We start from the raw sequence: 12109 nt of genomic DNA, 5'->3' as shown, positions 1-12109 counted from the left end.
AGGGATCCCGCTATTCCAGCCCTCCTTCCTCCTCCCTGTGATCCCGCACATAGCCGTTTAGATCGTAGTCATCCATGTCATCCATCTCCTCCGGATCCGCCGTTGGCCAATCCTCATTTTGCCCGCCGATAATCACGCGGCTGAGGCCGATGTATTCCAGGCTGAGGGTGCGCAGGGCGTTGATCAACACATCCAGCGCCATCGCATCGGCGGTGCCCAGATCAAACCAGCAGCGGGCCCAGTTGTCCTTCTCTTCCAGGGATCCCATGTTGTGCATCAGGGAAGGCAAGGGATCCGATTCGTTGGGATACTCCAGATAGCTCAGATCCGCCTCTGCCTCTTGGGCCACCAGGCGCTCGGCGTTAAATCCCCCCAGTTTGCCCAGCACGTACCATGACTCCAGCACCTCGTTGAGGTACTCCAGCTCAGCTTCGACCGGCGGCTCGGCAAACTCAAACCAGATCCACAGATTTCCCGGATCGCACTCGCGAAACTCCACTTGCATGGACAGTTCCTGATACATTCACGCTGAACTCTCCTGAACATGGTTCAGGAAAGAAGCGATCGCATCCTGCCTATCTCTGAGCAGGAAGGCGGTATCCCGCAAAGCCCTGAGGAATACCCCCCGAGCGCTTTCCCCCTTCACTTCCCGGCAACCGTTGCGGTGGACTCAAGGATCAGGGGGAAACTTGGTCTACTATATCCCTCTCAATGACTTTTGCCAAACCGCCTAAAGCTCAGTAAATTCAGCAAAGTTCAGGGTTTTGGGGGTTAGAGGCATGCTCTGCTGCGGCCTAGCCTTTGATCATAGTCCGGCTCTGCTCGCCCGTTGGTCTGGGAATCCGTCCGTCAACACATCTTGCGGGCAGGGTGACTGCACAGAGCCGTGGGATCCCTCCTGCCTATGCCGAAGGACTCCATCCAAGTAGCGCGAACGGCGGTTATGAGGGACGCAGCGCAAGCGATCGCAGGGAAGCCAGTGGCAACCAGAGGGCTCTAAAGCATCCTATACTGTTGCGGCTGTCCTAATCACGCTGTCCGAATCACGAGGAACCTGCCGCTTATGTCTGAGCTTCTCCCTTTGCCTTCCCTCCAAGACCGGGTGGCTGTGGTCACCGGAGCCAGCCGGGGCATTGGCCGGGCGATTGCCCTGCACCTGGGGGCCATTGGAGCAAAAGTGGCGATCAACTACGCCCGCTCCGCTGCCGAAGCCGAGTCCCTGGTGGAGGAGATCGCGGCCCTGGGGGGAGAAGGGATCCCTGTGGCCGCCGATGTGTCTTGCCCAGAGGCAGTGGAGAGCCTGTTTGCCCAGGTGATGGAGCGGTGGGGTCGGGTGGATGTGCTGGTGAACAATGCCGGCATGGCCCGCGACACCCTGCTGCTGCGCATGAAGCCAGAAGATTGGCAGGCGGTGCTGGATCTCAACCTGACGGGGGTCTTTCTCTGCCTGAAGGCAGCCGCCAAGATCATGGTAAAGCAGCGCCAGGGGCGCATCATCAACATCACCTCGGTGGTGGGCTTGGTGGGCAATGCCGGCCAGGCCAACTACAGCGCCGCCAAAGCAGGGGTGGTGGGCCTCACCAAGACGGCAGCTCGCGAGCTGGCCAGCCGCAACATCACCGTCAACGCCGTGGCACCGGGGTTCATCACCACCCAAATGACCGAAAAACTGGATCCTGGCCCGATTTTGGCGCAGATCCCCCTGGGACGACTGGGATCCCCGGCAGAAGTGGCGGGGCTGGTGCGTTTTTTGGCGGCAGATCCGGCGGCGGCCTACATCACAGGACAGGTTTTCGCCATCGATGGCGGCATGGTGATGAGCTAGGCACTCTACCACGCCAGGGCTAGGCCATCGGCACGGGGTTCGGAAGCCGCAATGAAGTGATCCCCATCCCGCAAGAGGATCTGTCCCCGGCCAAAAAGACCGCAATCCTCTTCTGCGTCCACCACCTGCACTGCATGGCCGCGGGCGGAGAGTTCGCGCACCACCTGGGGCGGCACCGTGCTCTCCAGCGCCACCTGCGGGATCCCCTGATCCCACAGCACTCGCCAGCGGGGCGCATCCAGAGCCGCCTGGGGGTTCAGGCCGTAATCCACCAAATTCACCACCACCTGCACATGGCCTTGGGGCTGCATTGCCCCCCCCATGACACCAAAAGGGCCGAGGGGGATCCCTTCTCTGGATAGAAAAGCGGGGATGATCGTGTGGTAGGGGCGCTTGCGGGGGCCCACCTGGTTGGGATGGCCGGGCTCCAGGGTGAAACCCGTGCCGCGGTTGTGGAGAGCAATGCCCGTGCCCGGAACCAGCAGACCACTGCCGAAGCCATCGAAATTCGACTGAATCAAAGACACCATCAACTCACCATCAGCTGCAGCCAAGTAAACCGTTCCCCCCTCCGGCAGCCCTGGCTGGGCCAGGGGGATCGCCTCCCTCCCGATCAACTGCCGCCGCCGCTGTGCATAAGCCTTATCCAGCATCTGGGCAGGACTGACCCGCACATACTCCGGATCCGCCACCTGTCGGCTCACATCGGCAAAGGCCAGCTTCATTGCCTCAATCTGCAGGTGATAGCGCTCGCCGGCATCGTAGGAGATCCGACCCAGCTCAAAACCCTCCAAAAGGTTGAGCGCCATCAAAGCGGCAATGCCCTGCCCGTTGGGGGGGATCTCCCAGACGGTGTAGCCGCGGTAATCTGTATGGATGGGTTCCACCCAATCGGCCCGGTGCTGGGCCAAGTCAGCGGGGGACAGGAAGCCGCCCGTGGCCTCCGAGAAAGCCAGCAACTTCTCCGCCAGCTCCCCCCGGTAAAAACTCTCCCCACCGCTACGGGCAATCTCTTCTAGGGTTTGAGCATGCAGGGGGCTGCTCCAGCGCTCTCCAGCCCGTGGGGCACGCCCTTGGGGAAAGAAAACGGCCTTGAAGGCCTCGTGGCGGGGATCTGGCAGGGGCAAATAGATGGACTCCGCCGCCTGCCACAGTTGGGCCACCCGGGGAGAGACCGGAAATCCCTCTTGCGCCAGACGAAGGGCAGGCACAAACAGACGCTCGAACGGCAGCTTTCCCCAGCGCCGGTGCAAGGTCTGCCAAGCGGAAACTGCCCCCGGCACCGTCACCGCTAACCAATCGTAGGGGGGGATCCGCCCATAGTCCCGGTACCGCTCCGGCGTCAGGGCGGCTGGGCTGCGACCGGAAGCATTCAACCCGTACAGCTGACCCTCCTCCCCCCCCTCCCACACCAGAGCAAAGGCATCGCCGCCAATGCCATTGGAGGTTGGCTCCACCACCGTCAAAGCCACCGCCATTGCCACGGCTGCATCCACAGCATTGCCGCCCGCCCAGAACATCTCCATGCCCGCCATTGCCGCCAAAGGTTGGCTGGTGGCCACGGATCCCTGTCTGCCCATCACCACCCGTCGCCGCGAAGCAAACGGATAGCGATCCAGGGCCTGCCGCAAAAAAGTGGGTGCTGGCATATCGCTACGCGACGCTCTCGCGAATGGGCTGGGCTCCCTACACAGGCAGGTTATCGCTACGCGACGCTCTCGCGAACAGGAGTGCGGCCAACTCCGCAAAGCTGTCCACCACCACATCTGCCCCGGCGTGGCGCAGTTCCTCGGCGGTGAAAGCCGTCGTGAGGCCCACCGCAAAACAGCCAGCCCCCTTAGCGGCGCGGATCCCATGGGTAGAATCTTCAATCACCCAACACAACGCCGGATCCAACCCCACAGCGGCAGCCGTTTTCAGGTAAGGCTCTGGGTCGGGCTTGGCCCGCTGAATGTCTTCGGCGGTAATCACCGCGTCAAACCAGCGGTGCAGGTCGAAGCGCTGGAAAATCTGCGCTTGATCCCGGCGGATGGCCGAAGTGGTGACGGCCAGGGCAGAAAAGCGCTGGCGGCTGGCCGCCAAAAACTCCAGCACCCCCGGCACCAGGGGTACCTCTGCCAGCAGCTCGCCAAAAGCCTTGGCCTTTTCCTCGATCAAGCGCTGCACCAGCAGGGGCCGTTCTGCAGGTGGGGTGTCCGTCTGGTGTTGGACAAGGTACTCGAACATGTCGCGGTCGGTGCGCCCCTTGAACTGCAGGGAGATGGGGGCCAAATCCAGGGATAGGTGGCAGCGTTGCAGGGCAATGGCCCCGGCGCGGGCATGGATTGGTTCCGAATCCACAATCACCCCGTCCATATCGAAGAGCAAGCCGGCAGTCACGTCAGCCTTCCCCTGTTGTAGGCACAGCACTTTGGATTGCATAGACATTATCGCTACGCGACGCTTTCGCGAATGGGCAAGCACGGGACAGGGATCCCCTTTAACAACCATACTGCCCCGTCTCCATCCCCCACCCGCAGAAGCGGCTGGTGATCTGCCAGATGGGATCCAACACATCCGTCAGGGCGTGGTCACTCTCCACCGCCACCAGTTGGGCCCAGGGGCGACGGGCCACATAGTCTCGACTGGCTTGAATGGGGATGGTGTCGTCTTGGATCCCGTGCACAATCAAGGTGGGCACAGGCCGTCGCAACGCCCCATCCGGGTAGCGCTGGGCATCGGCAACAAAGCCGTACTCCAAAGGGAGAGGGCGGCCTTCTCCGTAGTGAAACACCATGAGTTGTCCGGTTCGCTGCCAAGTCTCCACCGCCTCTGCCCCCAGCCGCGGCAGCCAATGGCCTAAAAAGCCAAAAGCCGGCGCCAAGAGCACCAAGCGCTGCACGCAAGGTTGTCGTTCGGCAACCCAAGCAGCCACCAGGCCCCCCAAGCTAGAGCCGATGAGGGTGACAGGGGGGTAGTTCATCTCGGCAAGCTGGCTGGAAACCTGCTGGATCTGGCGGGTCAAGGTGAGCTGGGCAAAATTGTCCTGGTTCAGATCAGGCACCTGAACAGGGATCCCCACCTGCTGCAGCCGCTGCCGAAAGAAAGTTGCCTTGGCCGACTGCGGCCCAGAGCCGAATCCATGCAGGTAAATGGCCAACACGGAAAGGGATCCCTATGGCCCTGTGGCTGCCGAGAGCCAGCCCGCCCCCAACACCACGCTGATGGAGAGGAAAAGGGTCGCTACCGTCCAGGTGATGCGGTTGAGGTTTTGCTCAGCACTCTTGGAGCTGGAGAACAGCTGGGCCTGCCCGCCAATGCCCGCCAACCCATCCCCCTTAGGGCTGTGCAGCAGCACCAAGATCACCAGCAAGATGGCCGAAGCCGACCAGAGAAACTCGAAAAACGCTTCCATCGCAGCGGATCCCTGTAGGGCAAGTTGCCAAAGCCATTATCGCTTGGAACCTCATCTTAGCGCACCCTGTCTCGGCATCGCTCCCATTTCAGAATCAAGTTGGCAGGTGCAGACCCACCCATCTTCTGTGGCATCCTCCCGGCGCTCGTCCTGCGGACAGAGCACAGGCTTCCCTTCCCGTCAGCAGGACGGAGTCCTTACCTCGCGGCTGGCCATTCCTGCCCCCTGCCACTTGCCTGGGTCTACAACCCCCGACAAAACGACTGGACAGGTGGCTTCCCTTCCCCAGCCTCCCTGGCTACTGCCAGCTCGCAAAACAACCTCTAATCCACCCAGCACAGTTCCCAAGGCTGAGGCTGGGTCCCGATGCACCCGGTACCGGCATTCAGGGCACTGAGGCCCCCCGACAGCCCAGCTGTTGCTGACTGTCCCCCAGCACTTGCGACCGATTTGGCTCCTCCCTTTGAGGTCAACCTTGGCAAGGTCCACCTCACCCTTCCAGCAAACCCACTCCAGAAGACATAGAACCTGTCCCCAGGCAGCCTCGACGCAATCCTTCAGGTCACTAGACGGGGAGAGAAGCTGGCGGACGAAGATATCGAGAAGATATCGATGGATATCGATCTTGCTTGAGAATCTGAACTGGCTGGGCTAAGCCATCTCTTCTGGAGGTGTTGTTTTGCTCCAGTTGTTTTGCCCCAAAAGGCGACCCCAAACGGGGCCGCCCAGTCTTTATCCAGCCCTTATGGAGATTTCCAGAGGATCCCCACCTCACCTACAAGGGCAAACAGTATTCACCTCAGTAGCTTACGCCCCGGTAGGTCAGGGGCTGATGAGGGTGAGGCATCGCTTTCTTGCTGGTGTGGTGCACACAGAAGGTTTGACCGCGATACTGAGCCTGCAACTCCTCATCGCTGAGCTGAGTATGCGCAGGAACGTAGTCAAAGGTGTTGCCACGGAAAGAGAGTTTCATATATCGCCTCCATCAACGAAGGGTTGAGTTTGTTGTCGTTGGGCCCTACGCCACGGAAAGAGTGGCGCGATTCAGTTGAGGCGCGTTCCTTCGGGAAGACCCCTACTTCCGTCTCTGCACAGCTCCAGGCCACTGGTGAGCCAACTGCAGAGATGAACGATTTATCCTATGTCTGTATCATAACTTACGGTTTTGTAGGTTTTTTGGGGGATTTATAGAAATTTAATCCGGCCATACCCGCAAAAGGGATCCCCTGCCGTCGGCTCTTCCGCGGCTTCTTGGGCCTGACTGGGCAATCACCTATGCACTTTTCGGAATAGATTGCCGCAACCGGTTTCGGGCCCAGGGCACCAATCCCGTATTCGGCCAGTCTCCGCAAAATTCTGATTTCTTCTATTTCACCGCCTGCGCAAGTGCCTGCAGCCCTGCTCGCAGACGTTCCTCGATGTCGGCCTCTAGCTGTAGTGTTCCGGCAGCGTCCAACTGAATTTGAGAACTCAGGATATAAACCCCTCTCAGGATGTGGGTTGCCCCCATCACCGCCAGCACAGGTTTCATCGCAAAGTCGATGGCCAGCAGATGGGCCAGGGTTCCCCCGGTGGCAATGGGGAGAATCACTTTACCGGTAAAGGCGTCTTGATCCAGCAAATCCAGCAGTGCCTTCAACACACCTGGATAGGAGGCTTTGTAAACGGGAGCAGAGATGACGATCCCGGTAGCTTGGGCCACCTTTTGCTGAATTGCCTTGAGTTGAGGGCTATCGAACTTGGCCAGTGCCAGATCCTCTGGGGGCAAATCCCGCACCGAAACAAACTGAGTGGTCAATCCCAGATCGGACAGGATCCCGGCAGCGTGATGTAAAACGGCTTCTGAGCGAGAAGGAGTGCTGGGACTACCGGAGAGCAGGAGGATGCTGGACATAGGCCGCAGACAGAATACTGCCTCAGTTGTACCAGGGATCCCATGTGAAAGATGATTAACCCACTCTCGCCCTGCCCCAGCATGCACGATAGCTTTGTCTCTCGACGTCATTCCCTGCTGGTCAAATTGCGGGCAAAATATGCCCCCCGACTCCCCACCTACTCAAGGGGTCGGGAACGTGATAGGTTAGATTCAGCAAGGGTTTCAGCTTGCTAAACTTGAGATTGATTTACGCGGGCGTAGTTCAGTGGTAGAACGCTAGCTTCCCAAGCTGGATGTCGTGAGTTCGAGTCTCATCGCCCGCTTTCCCCAACCAACCGGCAAAACCCGCTTTCCGCAAGCATTCCCGGACTTGGCCTAGTCCGGGAAATCAATGAGCTCAAGGTAAAAAGGGGTAGTTCGGGGTCAGTAAGATCTCCTTGGCCAGTGCCCAGTTAGGCAATGAAGCATGCAACTTTACGAGTACGACTTCTATGCCTGGACGCAAAAGCAAGCCGCACTGCTGAAATCGGGGCAGTGGGATCAACTGGATATCGCCAACTTGGTGGAGGAAATCGAGGCTTTGGGCAGGCAAGAACGCCGGGAATTGCTGCACCGGCTGGGGATCCTGGTAGGGCATTTGCTGAAGTGGCAATTGCAACCCCACCTGCGAGGCAAAAGTTGGCGGGCAACGATTACTGAACAACGCCGCCAGATCCAGCGATTGCTCAAAGACAGTCCCAGCCTCAAGCCCGATCTTTCGGCAGCCCTGCAAGAGGCTCACCAGGACGGGATCCTGTTGGTGGTGAGAGAAACACCATTGTCTGAAGCAGATCTGCCTGCCCAGTGTCCCTACACATTTGAGCAGGTGATGGATCCCGACTTTTATCCTGGCAAGGAAGATCCCCAGTGATCTGCTCAGCCCTCGGAACCAGAACCAGGGAGGGAGGGATCCCGACCCCGGTGGGTCTCCAGCTGGCTGTCCACTACCCGTCGCAGCACTCCGTTGACGAAAGCGGCGGCCTCAGGATCCCCGTATTTTTTGGCCAATTCTACAGCTTCGTTGATGGCAACCTTCACGGGGCTGCTGGCCAGTATTTCCATCTCCACCACCGCCAGGCGCAGGATATCTCGTTCGATCCGACCAACCCGCTGCAATTGCCAACCCACCAAAGCCTTTTGCAAACGAGCATCAATCGCCTCCTTGTGGGTTCGCAGGGCAGTTAACAGTTGCAAAGCGTAGGCGCGCACTTCTTGGGATTGGGCAATGTACAACAGTTCCGGCATGGACAGGGCAACGCCCACCCGGTTGACTGCTCTTTGGGACAACTGGACAACCTCATCCAAGATGTGGCGGACGCTGTGCAGCCGCTGTTCCAGGTGTTCTAAGGCTTGGCCGGCGTTGCCGAGGGCCACTTGCACCTGCTGGATTAGCTCCAGCAATTCCCCCCGTAAGGCATTGGGGTCAGGAACCTTCGCCTCCTTCAGAGTGATTTCCAGGCGCTGCAGGTGCCGTTGGGCTTGATGAAGGCGGAGGGTGACGGAGCGGGATCCACCCTCTTCTTTGGGATCCGAATCGGCCAACAATAGAGGATCGCTCTCGTGCAACAAACGGTCGCTGCGCTGGATTTCCGCCGCCGCTGTGGAGAGGGTTTCATGGGTCTCTTCACTCAGGGCGCGGATGGCTGCCAGCAGCAAGTCCTCCAGTTGTTTTTCGCTCAGTTTGGCCGCCGTGGCTGGCAGTTGATTGACCCCCAGCAGGGCCAGTTCGCGGGCAATACGCCGAGGTTGCATTGCAGAATATCCATAGCTTCTGAAAGACTGCCCCATTGCCGCAAGGCGGCGCGCAAGCGCTATCGGGCTTAGCCATGCTAGCAGGTTGCCAATCCATGAAGAACGAGAGACTCACCCGGTCAACCGGCCCTAAAACTGCGACTTAACACCCGAAACACCAAAGATGAACTCTGCTCTGTGCCAAAGCGAGATTGGCTGGATACCGAGAGGGTGAGCCGTCGTTTGCTGCGGGTGATGCCCACATACAGCAGCCGCAGCCGCTCCGCTGCCAAGTCCAAAAAGGCTTGCTTGGTGGCAGAGTCGGCCTGCAGATCCCAGCCGCCTTTGGGGCTGAGCTGTCGCAACTGAGCCAGGGCCTCTGCCTGCATATCCACTTCATCCAAAAACCTCAGCCCCAGGGGCCGCTCCCCGTACTGGGTGGGAAACTCGTAGGCCGACACCTGGGGGATGAACACCTGATCCCATTCCAGCCCCTTGGCCCGATGCAGAGTCGTGACAGTGATGCTGCCCGGCTCGGGGTCGAAGGCGAAGATCTCCGAAGGCAAGTTGTTGAGGCGGTGATCCAGAATCACTTGAAATTCTTGGGCGATCTCCTGCCAATCGGTTTCGGGCAGGGATCCCAGCACCTGCTCCAGCTGATCGATTACATAGCGACCCACAAACAGCTCTTCCGGCTTGCGGTAGAGGCTTTGAACGATCACATTCAGCACCTCCGGCCAAGGGGATCGCCCGGCCCGCAACCAAGCCCCCAGAGTGCGCAGCAGCTTGCCCAAGTTTTGCCAAGAGGGACCATCGGGCAGAGCGGGAGCCTCACCAAAGTTGGGAAATAGCAGCCGCTCCGGCAGAGAGGCGCGGATCCAGCTCAACATCGGTCCCAGTTCAGCACGTGGGATCCCCGCCCAATCCGCCAAGCAATCCACAGCAGCAGCCAAGCGAGTGGGGGCAGTGGGCTGGGCAAACCAGTCGATGATTCCCTTGAGCTGCAACAACACCCGCCGCTGACTGGGACTGCCCCGCAACAGGTCGATCACCCGCTCCGCTCCCATTTCCTGGAGATAGCTGAGGGCCTTGCCCCCCAGCTCGTTGGTGGTGACCAGAATGGCCACCGTTTGGCTGGGAAAAGCTTGGGTGGCTGCAATGGCCTGCCGCGCCACCTGTTGCAGCTCCTCTTCCGGGGATCCGACGACCCGCAGAAAGTCCACCCGACCTTCGCTGGCCGGGGGGTTTTGGCCACCGGAGGTGGCCAGTTGAATGGGCTGGGGGGCCAGAGCGGTGCGCAAAGCCGGGATGGGGTGCTGCTGATTCACCCACTCCACCAGGCGGTTGGCCAAAGCGATGATCTGGGGGGCACTGCGGCTGGATTCATCCAAGAGCACCACCTGAGGACTGGCCTGGCAAAAGGCGCGAAACAGCCGCGGCTCGGCGCTGGTAAAGGTGCCCATGATGCTCTGGTTGGGATCCCCCACCCGCACCAGGTTGCCGGTGCGTTGGCTGAGCAGCCGCAGCAGCTCTTCCTGCAGGGGGGAACTGTCTTGGGCCTCATCCTCGAACAGGTAGTCGTACCAGTTCTGCACCTGCTCCCGCAGCTCCGGACTGCCCTCGATCAAATCCACTGCTTGCCAGCCTAGGTCGTCGTAGTCTAACTTGCCCAGGCGACGCAATTCCGCTTGATAACCGGCGTAGATGGGAGCAGCCCAGCCCAGATAGCCCTCGCTGGGGATCACTTCTGGCCCCAGGCGCAGATTCTTGGCCCTGCTGATGACCACCTGCACCATCTGCTGGAAACTGCGCCGGAACTGGGCTCGGTTTTGGGCGATCTTTTGCGGGTTGTTGTCGCCGGGGATCAGCGGCTCCCAGAGCTGAGTATGGCGGACGAGCCAAGCGCGGCACAGGCGGCCGAGCAACCGCTCCTGTTCGTATCCCTCCAAAATAGACAGCTCCTCCCAACGGCTGGGGGCCTCCCGCAACACCCGCAACGACAAAGAATGCAGGGTAAAGGCCTGGGTAAAGCGATCCGGATACCCCGCCCGTTGCAAACGTTGATTGATGCGGCTGATCAAGTTGCCCCGCGCCGAACGCATGTAGGTGAACACCCCAATGCGCTCCGGTGGGATCCCCCGATTGAGAATTAAATCGGCGATCAACAGCTCCAGAATAAAGGTCTTGCCGCTCCCCGGAACGGCGGCGATCCCCAGCGGCCCCGATTGGTAGGCCAACGCCTGTTGCTGCGCCGGACGCAGGGTGACCTCAGGAAAGGGAGAAGAAGCCAGACCCAGCATGGGATCCCTGCCTAGCTGAGGATGAAGGTCTCGATGGCTGCCGCCACCCCGTCTTCTGCCACAGGAGGGGCAATCCAATCGGCATGGGGCAAGAGAGCAGGCGAGGCATTTCCCATCGCCACCCCGATCCCCGCATACCGCAGCATCTCAATGTCGTTGTCGCCATCGCCAATGGCCATCACCTGCTCCGCCGACAACCCCAGCATTTCCTCGGCCAAAAAACGAACGGCATTGCCCTTGTTCACCGCCGGATGGGTAGCCTCCAGAAAAATCGGCTCTGAACGGGTGAGGTAGAGCTGGTCAGGGGAATACCGCCGCCGCAGGGATCCCTGCAATTCCTGCAGGAACTCGGTATCCTCAGAAACAGCCAGGATCTTGGTGGGGCTTCGTCCGTATTGGGCGGAAGAGAACATCTGGAACGGCACCTGAGAGCGCTCAGCATAGGCCTGACTGAGAGGGCTCAGCTCCCGTAAGTAGAGCTGGTCATCGATGTAGAGGTGAACCCCCACCGGCTGATCCTGCAACGCTTGCAACAACTCCTCGGCCAGCGGCCAGTCCAGGCTCCAGTGCTTTAGGGTCTTTTGGCTATCGGGATCCCGAATTAAAGCCCCCTGGTAGCTGCATAGGGGCATATCGGCCCCAATCGCGTAGTGGAACCGCTCGGCAGAACGATGCATGCGACCCGTAGCGATGGCTACTCGCACCCCTGCTGCTTTGGCCTTCTGAATGGCCTCCCGAACCGGCTCTGAAACCTGGTTGGAAGGCCCGGCAATCGTGCCATCGATATCCACCACCAACAGCCGAATCTGGGCACGGGGTGGAGAAGATGCCCGCTCTCTTTCCTCGGCTTGGACGTTAGCCTGAGTTTGCATTGCTGTTGTTTGCCCTCCTCCTGGCAACCTTCCAGACCGTAGCATGGCTCTGCCTCGATTGGTTGACGGTCA

At 60.0% G+C, this 12109-nt stretch carries 12 protein-coding genes, 1 tRNA gene and 1 riboswitch; of the genes, 3 read left to right on the top strand and 10 right to left on the bottom strand.

Features of this window, described 5'->3' with window-relative positions; genetic code table 11:
- Positions 1 to 10: 10 nt before the first annotated feature.
- Positions 11 to 505, bottom strand: coding sequence for a DUF3531 family protein (locus ACVWYZ_RS03650; RefSeq protein WP_457384829.1), 495 nt, complete (start codon positions 503 to 505; stop codon positions 11 to 13).
- A gap of 558 nt (positions 506 to 1063) precedes the next feature.
- Here ACVWYZ_RS03650 and fabG point away from each other — a divergent pair.
- Entirely contained in the window at positions 1064 to 1825 is a 762-nt protein-coding gene (fabG, locus tag ACVWYZ_RS03645) for a 3-oxoacyl-[acyl-carrier-protein] reductase (protein WP_011433672.1), read from the top strand.
- A 5-nt stretch (positions 1826 to 1830) separates the two neighbouring features.
- Here the strand turns inward: fabG and ACVWYZ_RS03640 are convergent, their stop codons facing one another.
- The 6 genes from ACVWYZ_RS03640 to ssuE all read right to left on the bottom strand — a co-directional run bounded on the left by ACVWYZ_RS03640 (position 1831) and on the right by ssuE (position 7113).
- Positions 1831 to 3474 carry a gamma-glutamyltransferase family protein gene (locus ACVWYZ_RS03640; RefSeq protein ID WP_457466089.1) on the bottom strand — a complete coding sequence of 548 codons (1644 nt, stop codon included), beginning with the start codon at positions 3472 to 3474 and terminating at the stop codon, positions 1831 to 1833.
- Positions 3475 to 3511: 37 nt separating this feature from the next.
- A complete protein-coding gene (locus ACVWYZ_RS03635; protein ID WP_414343669.1) occupies positions 3512 to 4246 on the bottom strand; it encodes an HAD family hydrolase in 735 nt (244 codons plus the stop codon).
- Between the two features lie 58 nt (positions 4247 to 4304).
- Positions 4305 to 4967: a YqiA/YcfP family alpha/beta fold hydrolase gene (locus ACVWYZ_RS03630; RefSeq protein ID WP_457466087.1), complete on the bottom strand. Its 663-nt coding sequence runs from the start codon at positions 4965 to 4967 to the stop codon at positions 4305 to 4307.
- Between the two features lie 12 nt (positions 4968 to 4979).
- The gene (secG, locus tag ACVWYZ_RS03625; protein ID WP_011433676.1) at positions 4980 to 5219 is read right to left on the bottom strand and encodes a preprotein translocase subunit SecG; all 240 of its coding nucleotides are present in this window, start codon (positions 5217 to 5219) and stop codon (positions 4980 to 4982) included.
- 799 nt (positions 5220 to 6018) lie between these two features.
- A complete protein-coding gene (locus ACVWYZ_RS03620; RefSeq protein WP_083757650.1) occupies positions 6019 to 6192 on the bottom strand; it encodes a DUF4278 domain-containing protein in 174 nt (57 codons plus the stop codon).
- 79 nt (positions 6193 to 6271) lie between these two features.
- Positions 6272 to 6353, bottom strand: a riboswitch (Glutamine riboswitch).
- A gap of 232 nt (positions 6354 to 6585) precedes the next feature.
- Positions 6586 to 7113 (bottom strand): NADPH-dependent FMN reductase, encoded by a 528-nt coding sequence (gene ssuE, locus ACVWYZ_RS03615; RefSeq protein WP_414414120.1) that lies wholly within the window; start codon positions 7111 to 7113, stop codon positions 6586 to 6588.
- A 233-nt stretch (positions 7114 to 7346) separates the two neighbouring features.
- Between ssuE and ACVWYZ_RS03610 the strand changes: the two genes are divergently transcribed.
- Both ACVWYZ_RS03610 and ACVWYZ_RS03605 read left to right on the top strand, forming a co-directional pair.
- Positions 7347 to 7418: transfer RNA gene (locus ACVWYZ_RS03610), tRNA-Gly, on the top strand.
- 143 nt (positions 7419 to 7561) lie between these two features.
- Complete coding sequence (locus tag ACVWYZ_RS03605) at positions 7562 to 8005, top strand: DUF29 domain-containing protein (RefSeq protein ID WP_414331397.1); 444 nt, start codon at positions 7562 to 7564, stop codon at positions 8003 to 8005.
- Positions 8006 to 8010: 5 nt separating this feature from the next.
- Here ACVWYZ_RS03605 and nusB read toward each other — a convergent pair whose 3' ends face one another.
- From nusB to ACVWYZ_RS03590, 3 genes are all read right to left on the bottom strand, one after another.
- Positions 8011 to 8886, bottom strand: coding sequence for a transcription antitermination factor NusB (nusB, locus tag ACVWYZ_RS03600; RefSeq protein WP_457466086.1), 876 nt, complete (start codon positions 8884 to 8886; stop codon positions 8011 to 8013).
- Between the two features lie 119 nt (positions 8887 to 9005).
- Positions 9006 to 11165, bottom strand: a complete 2160-nt coding sequence (locus ACVWYZ_RS03595) for an ATP-dependent helicase (protein WP_457466084.1) — start codon at positions 11163 to 11165, stop codon at positions 9006 to 9008.
- Between the two features lie 11 nt (positions 11166 to 11176).
- Complete coding sequence (locus tag ACVWYZ_RS03590) at positions 11177 to 12037, bottom strand: Cof-type HAD-IIB family hydrolase (protein ID WP_414330353.1); 861 nt, start codon at positions 12035 to 12037, stop codon at positions 11177 to 11179.
- Positions 12038 to 12109: the final 72 nt, after the last annotated feature.

This window comes from Thermostichus sp. MS-CIW-37 (assembly GCF_054060065.1).
The sequence above is the reverse complement of the archived record's forward strand: the minus strand, read 5'-3'. Positions and strand labels throughout refer to the sequence as shown.

Bases quoted from the DNA above. Each gene is read 5' to 3' on its own strand.
- secG (WP_011433676.1), bottom strand. From the start codon at position 5,219: ATGGAAGCGTTTTTCGAGTTTCTCTGGTCGGCTTCGGCCATCTTGCTG.
- fabG (WP_011433672.1), top strand. From the start codon at position 1,064: ATGTCTGAGCTTCTCCCTTTGCCTTCCCTCCAAGACCGGGTGGCTGTG.
- ACVWYZ_RS03635 (WP_414343669.1), bottom strand. From the start codon at position 4,246: ATGCAATCCAAAGTGCTGTGCCTACAACAGGGGAAGGCTGACGTGACT.
- ACVWYZ_RS03590 (WP_414330353.1), bottom strand. From the start codon at position 12,037: ATGCAAACTCAGGCTAACGTCCAAGCCGAGGAAAGAGAGCGGGCATCT.
- ACVWYZ_RS03650 (WP_457384829.1), bottom strand. From the start codon at position 505: ATGCAAGTGGAGTTTCGCGAGTGCGATCCGGGAAATCTGTGGATCTGG.
- ACVWYZ_RS03595 (WP_457466084.1), bottom strand. From the start codon at position 11,165: ATGCTGGGTCTGGCTTCTTCTCCCTTTCCTGAGGTCACCCTGCGTCCG.
- ACVWYZ_RS03640 (WP_457466089.1), bottom strand. From the start codon at position 3,474: ATGCCAGCACCCACTTTTTTGCGGCAGGCCCTGGATCGCTATCCGTTT.
- ssuE (WP_414414120.1), bottom strand. From the start codon at position 7,113: ATGTCCAGCATCCTCCTGCTCTCCGGTAGTCCCAGCACTCCTTCTCGC.
- nusB (WP_457466086.1), bottom strand. From the start codon at position 8,886: ATGCAACCTCGGCGTATTGCCCGCGAACTGGCCCTGCTGGGGGTCAAT.
- ACVWYZ_RS03620 (WP_083757650.1), bottom strand. From the start codon at position 6,192: ATGAAACTCTCTTTCCGTGGCAACACCTTTGACTACGTTCCTGCGCAT.
- ACVWYZ_RS03605 (WP_414331397.1), top strand. From the start codon at position 7,562: ATGCAACTTTACGAGTACGACTTCTATGCCTGGACGCAAAAGCAAGCC.